Raw genomic sequence first — 17,755 nt, 5'->3', positions numbered from 1 at the left:
AGGGATCGGATGAACTCCGTGGTAAAGATGATCCGGCGCGAATGGCTGGACTGGCCGTTCTTCGAGCCCCGCCATCTTGCGATCGGCGAGGCGCTCGATCGCTTCGTGCAGTCGGGAGCCCTCGACAAGATCGATCACAATGATGTGGATGGTGCCTGTCGCAAGCTTGTGCGCGCGATGGGCGCGGCAGGGTTGCTCGATTGCGCGGTCGCGGCGCCCGATGGCGATGCGACGTCGATCGATTCCCGCTCGATCTGCCTGTCGCGCGAGTCGCTGGCCTATGCCGATGGCCTCGCCGATTTTGCTTTCGCCATGCAGGGGCTTGGCTCCGGAGCGATTGCACTGGGTGGCTCGGCGGAGTTGCGCAAGGCCGTGCTGCCGAAGGTGCGTTCCGGCGAATGGCTCGCGGCCTTCGCGCTCTCCGAGAAGGAGGCGGGGTCGGACGTCGCGGCGATGTCCTGCACGGCGCGGGCCGACGGCGACACCTACGTCATCGACGGCGAGAAGACCTGGATCTCGAACGGCGGCATTGCCGACGTCTATACGCTGTTTGCGCGAACGGGCGAGGCGCCGGGCGCCCGCGGCATTTCGGCCTTCGTCGTCTTTCCGGATGATCCCGGTTTTAGCATTGCCGAGCGCATCGACGTCATTGCGCCGCACCCGCTGGCGACGTTGCGCTTTACTAATTGCCGGATTCCCGCGAGCCGTAGGCTCGGCGCGCCCGGGGGCGGGTTCAAGCTCGCGATGCAGACGTTGGATATTTTCCGCGCATCGGTCGCCGCCGCAGCCCTCGGCTTTGCCCGTCGCGCGCTCGACGAGGCATTGTCGCATGCCCGCAGCCGAAACATGTTCGGTGCGACGCTGGGGGATCTTCAACTGACCCAGGCCGCGCTCGGCGACATGGCGACCGACACCGATGCCGCGGCGTTGCTGACCTACCGCGCGGCCTGGCGCCGCGATGTGCAGAAGCTTCCGACGACGCGCGAAGCTGCCATGGCGAAGCTGACCGCCACCGAGACCGCGCAGCGCGTCATCGACCGTGCCGTCCAGATGTTCGGCGGCCGCGGCGTGCGCAAGGGAGAGGTCGTCGAAAGTCTCTACCGCGAAATCCGCGCGCTGCGCATCTACGAGGGCGCGACCGAGGTCCAGAAATTGATTGTCGCACGCGAGCTGTTGAAGCCGCGCTGAGAGGATTGAGAGCGACGCATGAGCACGATCAGCAAGCCGGAAGTTCCCGCGACGCGTGGTCTGCAACTGCTTCAGCCCAGCGGCTGGCCGCAGCCGAAGGGGTATGCGAACGGCGTCATGGCTGAAGGACGACTCATCGTGACGGGTGGTGTGGTCGGTTGGGACGCAGCCGGGCGATTTGCCGACGGACTCGTTGCGCAGGTCCGCCAGACGTTCGAAAACATCGTCGCGATCCTGGCAGAGGGCGGCGCGCGGCCGGACCATCTCGTGCGCCTGACCTGGTACGTCGTGGATATGGACGAATATGTGTCGAACCTGAAGGCGCTCGGCAAAGTCTATCGCGAGGTCATTGGCACCCATTACCCCAGCATGGCGCTGGTGCAGATCGTGCGTCTCGTCGAGCCATCCTCGCGTGTCGAGATCGAGGCGACGGCCGTCGTGCCGCGCTGACGAAGGCGTCGGCCGCAGGCTCGCACGATGGAAAGCTCTCTACGGCGCCCATGATGGATTGGAGCGAGAGCTCAATATTTTCAATCGGCTAAGGGGCGGCGTGTGCACGATGTGTGCACCGGGAGATGCACAAAAATCTATCGACTGCAAATTTGAGCAGACGGTCTGAGGCGTGATACTGAGCTCGGCTTCCGCGCGATCGAATTGACGAGAGCAGTGCAGCGACTACAACAGGCGTTTCGCCGCCGGTCATGAGTGAGAAAGAAGCCCAATGTTCCTGACCGAGAACGATCTGAATGAATTGGTGACATGGCGACGCCATCTTCACGCCGTGCCAGAACTGTCGGGGCAAGAGGCAAAAACCGCGGAAGCCGTGCGGGCCCGTCTTCAGGCGGCGGGTGCCGACAGGATCGTTTCGGGCCTCGGTGGTCACGGCGTGCTTGGAATCTATGATGGACGTGAGTCTGGCCCGACGATCATGCTTCGGGCCGAACTGGATGCACTGCCGATTCAGGAAAAATCACAACTCAAGCATCGATCGCTGATAGCAGGAAAGGCCCATCTCTGCGGTCATGATGGTCATATGGCAATTCTGGCGGCCGTAGCGCAAAATCTGAGCCAGCAACGTCCAAGCCGAGGTCGCGTAGCACTCCTGTTTCAGCCGGCCGAGGAGGACGGGTCCGGTGCGGCCGCCGTTCTGGCTGATGCGAAGTTTGAGCAGGTGCGGCCCGACTTTGTCTTCGCGCTGCATAACCTTCCCGGCCTCGGTCTTGGACAGGTCTCTCTTGCCGAAGGTTTGGTGAATTGCGCCTCGCAAGGAATGCAGATCAGATTATCAGGACGAACGACGCACGCGTCGAAGCCGGCGCTCGGTATCTCCCCGAAAGACGCGCTCGCCAGGCTTCTGCTGGAGATACCCGCGCTCGGGCGCGGGACGGAGCTAGACGACGACTTCTCAATGCTGACGGTCACCCACGCAAGACTTGGGGAGCCTGCGTTCGGTATCGCGCCGGGCTTCGGCGAATTGTGGGCGACACTGAGAACATGCACCGACGTGATGATGGAACGGCTCCGCCTGGAGGCGGAAGACTTGGTTCGGCGCGTGACGGCCGGTGAGGGGCTGAGCACGGAAATCGCTTATCGCGACGTCTTCAATCATTGCGCAAACGACGTCGATGCTGTTGCCCAGCTTAGAAGCGCGCTGGACGCAGAGGGGGTGCGACATTCGGCGGAGGGCCTTCCACTGCGTGGCTCCGAGGACTTCGGACGTTTTGGCTCCCGTTCGAAGTCGGCGATGTTTTTCCTGGGAGCCGGCAAAGAGCATCCCGGGCTGCATGAGTCGAACTACGACTTTCCGGATCAGTTGATAGAAATTGGTGCAAGAATATTCGTGCGCACCATACGCAACCTGCTTGGCTAAATAGAGAATTCCGGACGGAGTGACAGCGTATCGCCTGCATGTCACATGTTGGATCGGCGCTTAGAACGATTTGAAACTAGAAGCTTTCGAAAATTTTCAGTGAAGTTCGAAGCAGGAAATCGCTTCTCCGATCACGACGGTTTCGTCGTGCAACCTTAGATAATTTCTAGGTCCCAATTCCTTCTCGCAGCACCGTCGTATGTTAGGAAGCGACGGGGACGTGCTTGCAAGTGGAATTGGGGCGCAGGAATGATGCGTGAACTCTCGGCCAGGAAAATCGTGCGTACACTATCGTTGGGCGCGGTGAGTTATCTCGCACTGTCGATGGAATCTTCGGGTGACCTTCAGCATGCGGTTGCGCAATCCAATCTGCCGCCCGTGACCGTGGATGCCCCCAAGCCAAGAGCTCGTCAGCCGGTCCAGAGATCACAGTCGACGCGCGCCTCGCGTGGACAGCGATCAGTCGCCGCGGCGCCTCCGCGCCAGGCTGCACCCGTTCCCTATGTGGTGCCCTCGACCGGAACGGTCGGCACGGTGCCGCCCGCCTACGCAGGCGGCCAGGTTGCAACCGGCGGGAGTCTCGGTCTGCTCGGCAATCGCGGCGTGATGAACACGCCGTTCAACCAGACGAGCTATACGGCGGAGCTGATCAAGAATCAGCAGGCGCGCACCGTCGGCGATGTGCTGTTCAACGATCCCTCGGTCCGGGTGAAGACGCCTGCCGGCAATGGCATCGATGGTGTCTACATCAGGGGCTTCTACCACGACAGTGGCGACTACGCCATGAATGGCCTCTATGGAATGGCGCCGTTCTATTCCACGTCAGCGAATTTCCTTGAGCGCGTCGAGGTTCTGAAGGGACCGGGCGTGCTTCTCGGCGGCATGCCGCCTGCAGGTGCCAATGGTGGTAGCATTAACTTGGTGACTAAGCGCGCACCTGACTTCGACATCACGCAACTCACTGCACTTTACATATCAAGGTCTCAGTTCGGACTGCAAACCGATGTGAGCCGTCGATACGGCGAACATAAAGAATGGGGCGTCCGGTTCAATGGTGAGGCGCGGGGCGGCTCGACTGCGTATGATCGGCAGACCGATCAGTTCGGCAACGCCGTGCTCAATCTGGACTACCGGGGTGAACGCGTGCGCTTTTCAACGGATATCGGTTATCAGGCTGATGATCTGAAGCCGCCGCTGCGGTTCCTGACGTTTACCACCAGTCCTCCGTTCGCGACCACCATCCCAGTTCCCGCCCTTCCGAAGCCCGGCGCCAATTACATGCCGGAATGGGCGACATGGAAACCGAAAGACGCGTTTGCCATGACGCGCGGTGAAGTCGATTTAACGGAGTCGGTGACGGCGTACGGTGCGGCTGGATATCACAAGAGCGAGATCGACTACGTCTATCCATCGCCGCGCATCACGAACGCGAACGGCAACTGGACGGCCGTTCCATTCAGCGGGCGCGATGTTTATGACAATTATACAGGTGAGGTCGGGCTGCGAGCCTCGGTGGATACCGGCCCCATCAATCATCTCTTGACTGTGAACTACTCGGCTTTCGAGCGAGATTACAGTTCGTTCGGCAGGGCAGGCGCTGCGATCAATTCAAACTTGTACAATCCGGTTCCGATCCCTTATCCCAACTTCGCTACCGTCGCCCAGAATCTGGAGACGCGAACCAAGCTTACCAGTGTCGGTATCGCTGATACGATGTCGATGTTCAACAACAGGCTTCAGTTTGTTGTCGGGGCGAGGCGGCAGACAGCGGGCGTAGACAGCGTGAACCTGCTGACCTCTGCCAAATCGAGTGTCGACGTTCCGACCTGGAGTCCCGGCTATGCGGTCATCGTCAAGCCGGTGGAGAACATCTCCCTTTACGCAAACTACATCGAAGGCCTTAAGGCGCCCGAAGTCGTTGTCGGCGCCACGTCGTATTCGAACGTTGGCGAGATCATTCCTCCTGCTCAGACCAAGCAGAAGGAAGTCGGCATGAAGGTCGATATGGGCCGGATCGGCTTTACTGCCAGCGCATTTGACATCACCAGTCCGAACATTATTTCGGTCGCAGTGCCGGGGCAAACCCTACCTGCGAGGCGACTTTCCGGCGAGCAGCGCAATCGGGGCTTCGAACTGTTCACCTTCGGGGAGGTGACCCCGACGTTCCGGGTGCTGGGTGGTGTGACCTTCATTGACGGCGAGGTCGTCAGGCAGGCGGTCTCCGTCGGATCGATCATCGTCAACTACAATGGCAAGGTTCCCGTCGGCGTGTCGGCGGTTAACTTGAACCTCGGCGCCGAGTGGGACACCCCGTTCCTGCCGGGACTGACTATGACCGGCCGGGTCATCTACACTAGCGAAAGCTACGCCAACGATGCGAATACGCAGGAGCTTCCTGCGTGGACGCGAGTCGACCTTGGCGCACGCTACACATTCCTGTCGCCTTGGAACGGTAAGCCGATTGTTGTTCGCGCCAGCGTGGAGAACGTGTTCAACGAGGCGTACTGGAATTCCTATCGCACGGTGAGTAGCGCGGTATCACTCGGCGCGCCGCGCACCTACCTCCTGTCGACGACGTTCAATTTCTGAACGCTGGTCCTTGGTACTCCCGATGCGCACCGCCGTGGATCTGGTCCGCGGCGGTTTTTCGTTGGTCCATAATCAGCAAGCTGCACTTGTCGCGATTGATGACAGTGTCATGAAACACCACCGCGATAAAATCGCACCATCACGCCACATCGGAAAAGTTCCTCCTTGCGCAGTTAGAATTGCAGCAATCTTCGTCGCGTCCTGAAATCCCAATAGTTTTCCGCGTATTGGCGCGCAAGCGCGGAGGTTGCATTGTGTCCGCCCGTCGCCAATTTTGAGGTCTTACAAAAAGTCGCGTCGATATTGCTTTGACCCTCGTCGGCTTCTCACCTAGTCAAACGTCTCTGCTTTCGCTTTCCGAAAAGGGGATCGCGCCATGATGGTGTTCGACAGAGACGATGTCACCTTCACCGTCGTCGTCAATCACGAAGAGCAATACTCCATCTGGCCGACGTTCAAGGAGATTCCGGCCGGCTGGAAGGCGGTGGGCAAGTCCGGCAGCAAGAAGGAATGTCTCGACCATATCGAGCAGGTGTGGACCGACATGCGCCCGCTCAGCTTGCGCAAGTTCATGGACGGCGCGTCGCCTCAGCAGACGACGTAGTCAGCGAAGTCTGGTCGTCCGATGCGGCTTCTTTGTCTGCCTTATTCCGGCGGCAGTGCCATGTTCTATGCGCGGTGGCGCAGGCTGCTGCCGTCATGGATCGACGTTCGGCCGGTCGAATGGCCCGGGCGTGGTGCGCGCATGGACGAGCCGCTGGCGACCGATCCGGGCGTGCTGGCGGCGCAGCTGGCTGGTGAACTCGCGGCACAGCTCGACGGGCCCTATGCGTTGTTCGGGCACAGCCTCGGTGCCGTGATCGCGTTCGAGCTCGCACATGGCCTGCTCGATAGCGGAGTGCCTGCGCCGGCCATTCTCTTCGCCTCGGGTGCGGAAGCGCCGGCGGTTCGGGACGGCAGCAAGTGGCGCCATCCCCTGAGCGACCAGGCGCTGATGCAGGAGCTGCGTGATCTTCAGGGCACACCCGACGAGGCGCTGTCGAATGCCGAGTTGATGCGATCCGCGCTGCCGGTACTGCGCGCAGATTTTCTGATGTGCGGAGCCTATGCCTACCGGCCGCGGCGTCCATTGCCGTGCCCCGTACACGTTTTTGGCGGAGCGGACGACGAGACCAGCCGCGAAGCACTCGAGGCTTGGCGGCTGGAGACCTCGGCGGCATTCACGCTCGATATTCTGCCCGGGCATCACTTCTTCATTCACACACAGCAGGCCGAACTGATCGACCGGATCGGCTGGGCGCTGGCCCGGCAATCGGGGCGATCGACCGGTTTGCATCGGAGCGAGGATCATGAGCGCGTTCTCCGTCCAGCCACTCATTGAGGGCAAGGCTCTTCCCATGCTGCTTAGGGCAGGTGAGGCCGGGCAGCCGCTCGGCGAATCCCTTCCCATGCTGCGTGCAACGATCGACCGGTACCTCACCGACAGCGGCGGCATCGTGTTTCGCGATTTCGCGCTCGATGGTCCCGATGCGTTTCGAGCCTTCGCGGCCGATTTCGGCCACCCGCTGCTGACCTACGAGTTCGGGTCGACGCCGCGTTCGCAGGTGACCTCAGGCGTCTACACGTCCACGGAGTATCCGCCGCACCAGCATATCCCGCTGCACAACGAGCAGGCCTATACCCGCGATTGGCCGATGAAGATCTGGTTCTACTGCATGCAGCCGGCGCTGGAAGGCGGCGAGACGCCGATCGCCGACAGCCGCGCCATCTATCGCGACATGCCGCCGGCCATTCGCGAGCGGTTTACCGAGAAGGGCGTGATGTATGTGCGGAACTACGGCAACGGGCTCGACGTCGACTGGCAGCAGGTGTTCGGCACCGACTCCAGATCGGAGGTGGAGGCTTACTGCGCTCGCCACGACATCGAATGCGAGTGGAAGGAAGACGGCGAGCTCCGCACGCGCCAGATCTGTCAGGGCACGGCGCAGCACCCGGTCACCGGTGACCGGGTCTGGTTCAACCAGGCGCATTTGTTCCACGTCTCCAATCTCGACCCGGAGGTGCGCGAGAGTCTGCTCGACGTGGTCGACGACGAAGCCGATTTGCCGCGCAACGTCTTCTATGGCGACGGTTCGACGATCGAGGACGAAACATTGTCAACGGTCCGGACCGTTCTGGAGAGGCACAAGATCAGCTTTCCCTGGCAGGCTGGGGACGTCGTGATGCTCGACAACATGCTCACCGCGCACGCGCGTGCCCCGTTCAAGGGGCCGCGCAAGGTGATCGTCGCCATGGCCGAAGCTCATCGGCAGGGGTGATCGGCGGCACTCGGCGTGGGGATTTCCGGCGCGCGGCCGGACAGGAATTTTCGAAGATGGATAGATCCAACCTCGTCGAACGCTTGCGAGAGCATGCCGCTTTGCGACCGCAGAAGATGGCTTTGCGGTTCCTCGAAGGCGACGACGTCGCCGACGAGCTGACGTTCGCCGCGCTCGACGCTCGGATCAGGGCGCTTGCGGCTTGGTTTCAGCAGATGGGCGGTACGGGCGAGCGGGCGGTGATCCTGCTTCCGAGCGGGATCAACTATGCCGTCGCATTCTATGCCTGCCTGTATTCGGGCGTAATCGCCGTGCCGGCCTATCCGCCTGAGGGCGGCCCCGAGCGCTATGCGGGACGACTCAACGGTATCCTGCGAGATGCCGCGCCGCGCTTCATCCTGGTGGAGACGGGGCTGCGCGGCCTCATCGAGGCGGCATTGCCCGAGCTCGCCGACGTGCAGATCGTTGCGGTGGACACGATTTCGCCCGATCTCGCGGCGGACTGGCGCGAGACGGGGCCTGCGGCCGATGGGATCGCGTTCCTCCAGTACACATCCGGCTCGACCTCGCAGCCGAAGGGCGTTTGCGTCTCTCACGGCAATCTGGCGGCCAACGAGCGTGCCATCGAAGCGGTTTGTGGCGGAACGCCGGACGACGTGTTTGTGAGCTGGCTGCCGCTCTATCACGACATGGGGCTGATCGGCGGACTTCTGAACCCGCTGTTCACGGGCTTTACCGGCGTCCTGATGTCGCCACGGAACTTCCTGGAGCGGCCACGGCGCTGGCTCGAGGCCATCGACCGTCACGGCGGCACGTTGAGCGGTGGCCCCGACTTCGCGTACTCACTCTGCACCGACCGCATCTCGGAAGAGACCATCCGTCGGCTCGACCTCAGCCGGTGGAGGTTTGCGTTCTCGGGCTCGGAGTTCGTCCGCCGCACCACCTTCGAGAAATTTGGCGACCGGTTTGCGCGGGCCGGGTTCGATCGACGGGCGTTGACGGCTTGCTATGGACTTGCGGAGGCGACGCTGCTGGTCACGGCCAGCGACATCACCGCCGAGACCGTCAGCTACACGCTCGACACCGCGGAACTCGCCGCCGGCCGCATCGCGAGCGCCAGCGAAGGCACGGACCTCGTGGCATGTGGTCGAACTGCTGCTGGTCACGCCGTGCGCATCATGCGCGTCGACGAATCGGCGGTGGCCGAGGCGAATGAGGTGGGCGAGATCTGGGTCACCGGTCCCAGTGTCGCGCTCGGCTACTGGAACAATGTCGAGGCCACGCATCAAGCCTTCGTCGAGCGAGATGGTGCGCGTTGGCTGCGGACCGGCGACATCGGCTTCCTTCGCGACGGCGCACTCGTGGTGGCCGGTCGTCTCAAGGACCTGCTGATCGTTCGCGGGCAGAACGTCTATCCGACGGATGTTGAGCAGGCGGTCGAAGCCGAGGTCGAATCCGTCCGCAGCGGACGGGTTGCCGCCTTTCCCATCGAGGTCGAGGGGCGTGAAGCCATCGGAGTGGCGGTGGAGTTCAGCCGCGCCGTGCTCAAGCGTAGCAATCCGGAAGCGCTCGCACATGCGATCGGCGAAGCCGTGCTCCGGCAGGCGCAGGAATATCCGGCCGTGATCGTTCTGCTGAACCCGCAAGCGATGCCGCTGACGACGAGCGGCAAGCTGCAGCGGTCGGCCTGCGCAACGCGTCTCGCCGACAACACGCTCGACAGCTTCGCGGTGTTCGAGAGAGGGCGTCGCCGCGGCACTGCATCCCTGACGGTGCCGGCGACTGATACCGAGCGCGCCGTCGCTGCGATGTGGTGCGAGGCGCTTGGCGTCGCGGCGGTGCATCGCGAGGACGATTTCTTTGTGCTGGGCGGAAACTCGATCGCGGCTGGCCAAGTAGCCGCGGCGATCCGCGACCGCCTGAACGTGGAAGTGGAGCTGCGCACCTTCTTCGACGCGCCGGCGCTTGCGGCCTTCGCTGGCCGGATCGATGTTTTGGCGGGCACCGGCGCTGGCCGAGCGCTCCCGCCGATCCCATGGGCCGTCGCGGCCGATCGCACGATGCTGTCGCACGCACAGGAGCGGCTCTGGTTCCTCTGGAACATGGATCCTGCTGGGACAGCCTATACCGTTGCGAGCACAATCGGTCTGAAGGGACGGCTCGACCGTGCAGTGCTTTCGCGTGCTTTCGGCGAGATCGTCCGTCGTCACGAGATATTGCGCACCACGTTCATCGCCAGAGACGGCCGTGGGACGCAGCTCGTCCACGATGTCATGAGCATCGGCGTTCGGCACGAGGATCTCCGCGCCTATTCTGTGCGGGAGCGCTCCGAGCGCGCGGAGACGGTCAGGCGATCCGAGCTCGGCAAGCCATTCGATCTCGTGAACAGGCCATTGTTGCGCGCCGTGCTGCTTCAATTTGCGGACGATGCGTATGAACTGCTGTTGCTGGCCCATCACATCATCGTCGATGGATGGTCGCTTGATGTGCTACTCGAAGAGCTGGCCGCTCTCTATCGAGCCGGTACCGGTCAGGACGCAGGCGTGCCGCCGGTTCCGGCAATTCAATATGCTGATTTTGCGGCTTGGCAGCGAAGCTGGCTTGCGGGCGGCGAGGGCGATCGGCAGCTCGCCTATTGGCGCGCCAAGCTCGGCGATGTTCACCCGGTGCTGGCGCTGCCGCATGATCGGCCGCGCCCGACGATCCAGAGCCATGCCGGCGATACGATCGGTCTGGCCATCGACGCCGTGCTTGCGTCCCGGCTCCGGGAGATCGCCGGCAAGCAGCGCGTCAGCGTCTTCATGCTGCTGCTCGGCGCATATTACGCGCTGCTCCAGCGCTACACCGGGCAGAGTGATTTGCGTGTCGGCGTGCCGGTCGCCGGGCGCCGGCATACGCAGCTCGAACGACTGATCGGATGTTTCGTCAACACGCTGGTGCTGCGGGCCGAGATGACCGCCGAAGCGAGCTTCACCAGCCTGTTGCGTCAGGTCAGGGAGTCGGTGGTCGAGGCGCTGACGCACCAGGATCTTCCGTTCGAAATGCTGGTCGACGGCCTCAAGCCCGAACGCAGCGGTGGGCAAAATCCCCTGTTCCAGGCGAAGTTCAACTACATGACGGCGCCGGGCGGTTTCTCCGGCGTCGAGGGGCTCACTGCCGACATCGACATTGTCGATCTCGCTGGTTCGCATTTCGATGTCGCCCTCGACGTCATCGATGGCGTCGGCATGAAGGTCACGTTCAACTACGCCACCGATCTGTTCGAGCGTCCGACTATCGCGCGATTGGCGACGCAATTCGGTTCGATGCTGCGCCAGATTGCCGACAACGCCGAGCGGCGGATATCGGACTTCGTCATCGACGACGGACACCGGCAGACCGTGCCGAGTGAGGCTGCGGCGTTCGGCTTCGCCGATGTGGTGAGCCTTCATCGCGCGGCGACAGTCGATCGACAGACCGCCATCGCCATTCGATGCGGCCGGGGGCGACTGACCTTTGCGGAGCTCGAGCAGCGGTCAAATCGTATCGCACACGCCCTCATCGCGAAGGGCGTGGCACGCGAGACACCGGTTGCGCTGTGGATCGAGCGCTCTCCGGCCTTTGTCGTCGCCTTGCTCGGTGTGCTGAAGGCGGGCGGCTCTTATGTCCCGCTCGATCCGAAATGGCCGTTGGAGCGCGTCCGCCGTATCCTGACCGACGGCGGCATCGACATCATGCTTGCGGCGGGCGACAAATTGGCGGATGCGCGCGAGCTGGGCTGCCTGGTGCTCGAGGCGGAGGCGGAAGCGGCGCGCGCCGAGGTGTCGAGCCTGCCGCCCGACACGATCATTCACCCGGCGCAGACCGCTTACGTCATCTATACCTCCGGATCGACCGGCGCGCCTAAGGGCGTCAGCGTCTCGCACGGGGCCTTGGCCAATTACGTGCAAGCCCTGTTGCAGCGCCTGAAGCCGCGCCCGTCGGCGAGCATGGCGATGGTTTCGACGGTGGCGGCCGACCTCGGCCACACTGTCCTGTTCGGTGCGCTCGCATCCGGCGGCACGCTGCATCTGCTGTCACCGGAGGCCGTATTCGACGCGGATGCGTTTGCACAAGCGATGCGCGAGGGCGAGGTCGACATTCTCAAGATCGTGCCGAGCCATCTGCGAGGGCTGCTTCAGGCCTCGCGCTCGGCCGATCTGCTCCCCCGCGACGCGCTCGTCCTGGGCGGCGAGGCGTGCGATGGCGCGCTGCTGGACGACGTCCGGCGCATGCGGCCGGAATGCCGGATCCTGAATCATTACGGGCCCACGGAAACGACCGTCGGTGCGGTGACGCATGAGTGCGCGGAAGGCCGCGGGGACGGTGCGGTTCCGATCGGTCTGCCTCTTGCCAATCTGCGCGTCCATGTCCTCGATGACGCCTTGAACGAGGTGCCGATCGGAGTCGTTGGCGAGCTCTATGTCGGCGGCGCTGGGCTGGCGCGGGGCTATCGCGGCGCGGCGGGCCTGACCGCGGAACGCTTCGTGCCGGATCCGTTCGGTGCCGCGGGCGGGCGCCTCTACCGAACCGGGGATCGTGTCCGCTGCGACCGCGAGGGCCGGCTGATATTCCTGGGTCGTTCTGATGACCAGATCAAGTTGCGCGGCTATCGCATCGAGTTGGGCGAGGTCGCGCGCGTCATCAAGGCGCTGCAGGGAATCGGTGACGCAGTGGTCGTTTCACGCGCCATCGGTGAAAGTGAGCGCCAGGAGCTGATCGCCTATTGCGTGGCTGAGAGCGGCGCCGCTCCACAGGCCGATGCGATCAAGCAACAGCTGGCTGCAATCGTGCCGGACTATATGGTTCCGTCACACATCGTCATGTTGGCGCAATTGCCGCTGACGCCCAATGGAAAGGTCGATCGTCGCGCCTTGCCCGAACCAGCCGAAGAGGGGGCGTCGGCCGGCTATGCCGCGCCTGCGGGGGATATTGAAATTGCCATCGCGGCGGTCTGGTGCGAGGTGCTCGTTCGCGAGCGCGTCGGCCGTAATGACAATTTCTTCGAACTCGGCGGCGATTCGATTCTGAGCCTGCAGATCATCGCCCGCTTGCGCAAGCGCGGCATCCGGCTCACTCCGAAGCAGATCTTCAGCCAGCAGACGATTGCCGGGTTGGCGACGGTCGCCGTGATATCGGCGGGGACGACCAAGAAGGAGAGACCGGCGGCGAAGGCGTCAGTCGGCGACACCGCATCTGGCATGCCCCATCTGATGCCGATTCAGACGCGCTTCTTCGCCGAGGACATTGCCAACCGGGATCACTGGAACCAGGCGGTTCTGCTGCTGCCCCGTATGCAGGTCGATTGGGAGACGCTGCGGCGCGCGCTTGCGGCCATCTCGGACCATCACGATGCGCTGCGTTTGCGGTTCAAGCAGGTGGATGGCGCCTGGCGGGCGGAGCAGGGCCCGGCACCGGCGTCATCCGAACTGTTATGGATTCACGGGGGCGTCGGCGGCGCGACGGACATCACGGCGCTCGCCCGTGCCGCGCAGGAAAGCCTCTCACTGTCTTCCGGACCGCTGCTGCGCGCGCTCGGCATGGACCTGGCGGATGGTAGCCAACGCTTGCTGCTTGCGATCCATCATCTCGTCGTCGATGGCGTGTCCTGGCGTATCCTGCTGGAAGACCTGGCGTTGGCCTATGACCAGCTGCAGCGTGGCAGTCCCGTCGCGCTGCCGCCGAAGAGCGACTCCTTTGCCTCGTGGAGCGAGCGGCTGCATGCCTATGCGGCAACGGCGGAGATCGCGGCCGAATTGCCGTATTGGCTGGATCGTGGCGCCGGCGCACGCCTGCCATGCAACGACGACCATGGCGATGTCGATCGCGTCGGTGATGGCGGCGAGGTGTCCTTGGTGTTGGATGCCGACCTGACGTCACAGCTCCTCGAACAGGCGCCGGCTGCCTATCGGACCCAGGCCAACGATCTCCTGCTCGCCGGTCTCGTGCGCGCGGTGTCGCGCTGGAGCCAGCACGACGAGATCACCGTGGAGCTCGAAGGCCACGGCCGCGAGGAGATCTTCCCAGATGCGGATGTGTCCCGCACCGTCGGCTGGTTCACGACGGCCTTCCCGGTCCGGCTGAAAGATGCAGGCGACGAGGCGTCGCTGATCAAGGCGGTCAAGGAGACGCTTCGCGCGATTCCGAATCGCGGGATCGGCTATGGCGTGTTGCGCCATCTCGGCTCCGAGCAGCAGCGCCATGCTCTGGCTCAATTGGCGGAGCCGCAGATCGTCTTCAACTATCTAGGCCGCTTCGACGCCAACATAGGCACCAACCAGCGCTTCTCCTTCGCAGCGGAGAGTGCAGGTCCCTCGCGTAGCGCCACGGCACCCATGCGCGGCTGGCTGAACATCACTGGCCTCGTGCGTGACGGCCGATTGGAATTATCTCTCGGATACGGACGCAAGCGCTACCGGGACGCGACGGTCGAGCGGCTCGCCGCACATTACAAAGACGCACTGCGCGAACTGATCGCCCATTGCTGCAAAGGAGCGTTCGGCCTCACGCCATCGGATGTCCCGTTGTCTGGGCTCGCTCAAGCCGACCTCGACCGGTTGGCTGCGAACCTGGATCTGCGCGGCATCGAGGAAATCTATCCGCTCTCGCCGATGCAGCAGGGCATGCTGTTTCATGCGCTGCGCGGCGGTGCCAACGACGCCTATGTGAATCAGGTCGGGCTCGAACTGTTCGGCGTCGATGCGGGCAAGCTGAAAGCCGCGTGGCAGATAGTCAGCGACCGGCATGCAGCCCTGCGGACCGGGTTTGTCTGGCAGAACCTGTCGGGCGCAGCGCAGCAGATGGTGCATCGTCATGTGACGGTGCCGTTCGTCGAGGAGGACTGGCGCGGCAGCGCGCCTCCGGATTTGCAAGCCGCGCTGGCGGAGATATCCCGGCGTGAGCGCGAGATGGGCTTCGACATTTCGCAGCCGCCGCTTCAGCGTATCCGTCTGATCCGTCTCGACGACGACAGGCACTGGCTGATCTGGACCCATCATCACATCTTCGTCGATGGTTGGAGCTCGGCCCGGCTAGTGGCCGAGGTATTGCAGCAGGCGAGCGGCCGCCCGCTGCCGGCCGTGCAGGGCGGCTATCGCGACTACATTGCCTGGTTGCAGGGCCGCGATCGCGAGAGCGCCGAGAGGTTCTGGCGCGAGGCTCTGGCAGGGCTTGAGGCGCCCACATTGCTCGCGAACACACTGACGCCCCCCAAAACATCCCTCGCCGAAGGCCATGCCAACGTCGGGCTTGCGGTGGACGCAGCGTTGACCGAGCGATTGAAGTCCTTTGCAAAGCATGAACGGGTAACACTTAACACGCTCATACAAGGAGCATGGGCGCAGCTGCTGCGGCGTCATTCGGGGCAGTCCGCGGTCTCTTTCGGCGTGACCATCTCGGGTCGTCCGGCCGAATTGCCCGGTTCAGAGGAGATGGTGGGCCTCTTCATCAACACGCTTCCCATCGTCGATGCGACCAGCCCGCAAGCTATCGTGGGCGATTGGCTGCGCCAGTTGCAGGAACAGAATTTGGCGCTGCGCGAGCACGGTTGGACGCCGCTCTACGACATTCAGCGGCTCGCCGGCCGTGCCGGGCAGCCGCTGTTCGACAGTATCCTGGTGTTCGAAAACTATCCGATCGACGAGGGGGTGCTGCGAGGCGGGGAAGGTGGTCCGCGGCTGGGACGTGTGGCGCATGTGACGCCGACGAACTATGCGCTGGCGGTCGCGGTGTTCGCCGCCGGCGATCGGCTGAACATTGAATTCAACTATGACCGGAGCCGGGTCGACGAGGCGGCGATCCTGCGCCTTCGCGACATTCTCCACGCCCTGCTGGAACGGATTGCGGCGAATTCGGAATGTGCGCTCGGTGATCTCTCTGCGGCAGTCGAGCAGGACGCGCGACGAGCTCTCGAATGGAGTGGCGCAGCGCGGCTGACCTCCGCATCATCCTGCGCCGACGTCGTGATGCATATCGAAGCACAGGCCGCGCAGGCGCGGTCTGCCATTGCCATCGTCTGCGGCGACCAGCGCATCTCCTATGGCGAGTTGAACGCGCGTGCGAACGCGCTCGCACGACGCCTTCGCCTCTGGAACGTCGGTCCGGATCGGCTGGTCGGCATTGCCTTGAGCCGAAGCCCGGACATGATCATCGCGTTGCTCGCGGTTCTGAAGGCCGGAGGCGCCTATCTGCCGCTCGATCCGGATTATCCGGCCGAGCGGCTTGCCTACATGCTGCGTGACGGCGGCGCGGCGCTGGTCCTGACGCAAGGCGCGCTGCTCGAGCCGCTTGCACCGGTGCTGCGCGAAGCCGGGGTCGAGGCGCTCTGCATCGACCAGCCATCGCCGCGCGCCGGCGAGGACGGCGGGAACCTCGACATCGAAATCCATCCGGACAGCCTGGCCTATGTCATCTACACGTCCGGGTCGACCGGCGCGCCGAAAGGCGTGGCGGTTGCGCGCGGACCGCTGGCGATGCATTGCGAAGCCATCGGCCGGCTGTACCGCATGACCTCGCGTGACCGCGAGTTCCAGACGGCATCGATCAATTTCGACATCGCCCACGAGCGATGGCTGGTGCCGCTGATGACGGGCGGTTCGCTCGTCCTGCCTTCGAAGCCCGGTCTCCTGATTGACGATCTCGTCAGCGAGATGACCCGCAATGCGGTGACCTCGATCTTCCTGCCGCCGGCCTATGCGGATCAATTGAGCGCGGCATTGCGGCAGGGTGGGCGCAGGCTGGCGATCAGGGCCTGTATCGTCGGCGGCGAAGCCTGGTCCGATACCGGGGTCAGGGCATTTCGCGAGGCCGTCGATATCCATCTTCTGGTCAATGCCTACGGCCCGACAGAGACGGTGATCGCACCGACGGCGTGGATCGTCGACGCCGCGGCGCTGACACCTCGCCAGCCCGCACCGATCGGGCGGCCCGTCGGTGCGAGGTCGGCGCACATTCTCGATTCCGACCTCAATATCGTTCCCGTCGGTGTCACCGGCGAGCTGTTCATCGGTGGTGTTGGCCAGGCCCGCGGCTATCTGAACCGGGCTGCACTGACCGCGGAGCGGTTCGTCCCCGATCCGTTCAGCGTCGATGGCACGCGCCTCTATCGCACCGGCGATCTCGCGCGCTGGCGCGACGACGGCGTGATTGAATATGTCGGCCGCGCCGACCAGCAGGTGAAGATCCGCGGCTTCCGTATCGAGCTCGGAGAGATCGAGGCGCGTCTGCTCGAGCAGCGTGGCGTGCGTGCGGCGGCCGTTGTGGCGGGCGAAGGCCGGACCGGGCGCCAATTGTTCGCCTATGCGAGTGGCGGGCCGTCGCTCGAGGGCCGCGCCTTGCGCGATGCACTGTCCGCCGTTCTGCCTGACTACATGGTGCCGTCGTCGGTGACGGTGCTGGAGCAGTTGCCGCTCACCGCTAACGGTAAGATCGATCGCCGTGCACTGCCGGCGCCGGGCGAGGATGCGTTGATGCGTCGCACCTACGAGGCACCCGAGGACGAGATCGAGCTTGCGCTGGCTGGGATCTGGGCGGAGCTGCTCGACGTCGATCAGGTCGGACGCAACGATCACTTCTTCGAGCTCGGCGGACATTCCTTGCTCGCAGTGCGGGTGCTGAGCCGGGTGTCGCAGGAGATCGGCGTGTCAATCGCGGTCTCGGATCTGTTCGCTCATCCCGATCTTGCCTCATTTGCCCGGGTCGTGTCGATCAGGCTCATCGAGCAAGAATTCGATGCCGAAGAGCTCCAGGAACTGGTGGGAACGGAGCAGTGAGC

General features: G+C 63.6%; 8 protein-coding genes. All 8 read left to right on the top strand.

Going from position 1 to position 17,755, the window contains the following annotated elements; genetic code table 11:
* Nucleotides 1-9 precede the first annotated feature (9 nt).
* On the top strand, nt 10-1,188 hold the full coding sequence (locus I6F16_RS04200) for an acyl-CoA dehydrogenase family protein (RefSeq protein WP_225112776.1): 1,179 nt from the start codon (nt 10-12) through the stop codon (nt 1,186-1,188).
* Nucleotides 1,189-1,206: 18 nt separating this feature from the next.
* Entirely contained in the window at nt 1,207-1,638 is a 432-nt protein-coding gene (locus I6F16_RS04195; RefSeq protein ID WP_225112777.1) for a RidA family protein, read from the top strand.
* A gap of 271 nt (nt 1,639-1,909) precedes the next feature.
* Nucleotides 1,910-3,058, top strand: coding sequence for an amidohydrolase (locus I6F16_RS04190; RefSeq protein ID WP_225112778.1), 1,149 nt, complete (start codon nt 1,910-1,912; stop codon nt 3,056-3,058).
* Between the two features lie 249 nt (nt 3,059-3,307).
* Entirely contained in the window at nt 3,308-5,647 is a 2,340-nt protein-coding gene (locus I6F16_RS04185) for a TonB-dependent siderophore receptor (RefSeq protein ID WP_225112779.1), read from the top strand.
* Nucleotides 5,648-6,023: 376 nt separating this feature from the next.
* A complete protein-coding gene (locus I6F16_RS04180) occupies nt 6,024-6,251 on the top strand; it encodes an MbtH family protein (protein WP_036013449.1) in 228 nt (75 codons plus the stop codon).
* 21 nt (nt 6,252-6,272) lie between these two features.
* Nucleotides 6,273-7,028, top strand: a complete 756-nt coding sequence (locus tag I6F16_RS04175; RefSeq protein WP_081494622.1) for an alpha/beta fold hydrolase — start codon at nt 6,273-6,275, stop codon at nt 7,026-7,028.
* Nucleotides 6,997-7,965, top strand: a complete 969-nt coding sequence (locus I6F16_RS04170) for a TauD/TfdA family dioxygenase (protein ID WP_225112780.1) — start codon at nt 6,997-6,999, stop codon at nt 7,963-7,965. Before I6F16_RS04175 ends, I6F16_RS04170 begins: the two co-directional genes overlap by 32 nt.
* Before the next feature lie 56 nt (nt 7,966-8,021).
* Nucleotides 8,022-17,753 (top strand): non-ribosomal peptide synthetase, encoded by a 9,732-nt coding sequence (locus I6F16_RS04165; protein WP_225112781.1) that lies wholly within the window; start codon nt 8,022-8,024, stop codon nt 17,751-17,753.
* Nucleotides 17,754-17,755: the final 2 nt, after the last annotated feature.

Origin of the sequence: Bradyrhizobium sp. IC4060 (assembly GCF_020193715.1) — a bacterium.
GTDB classification, from domain to species: domain Bacteria; phylum Pseudomonadota; class Alphaproteobacteria; order Rhizobiales; family Xanthobacteraceae; genus Bradyrhizobium; species Bradyrhizobium yuanmingense.
This window is presented reverse-complemented; position numbering and strand designations above follow the sequence as displayed.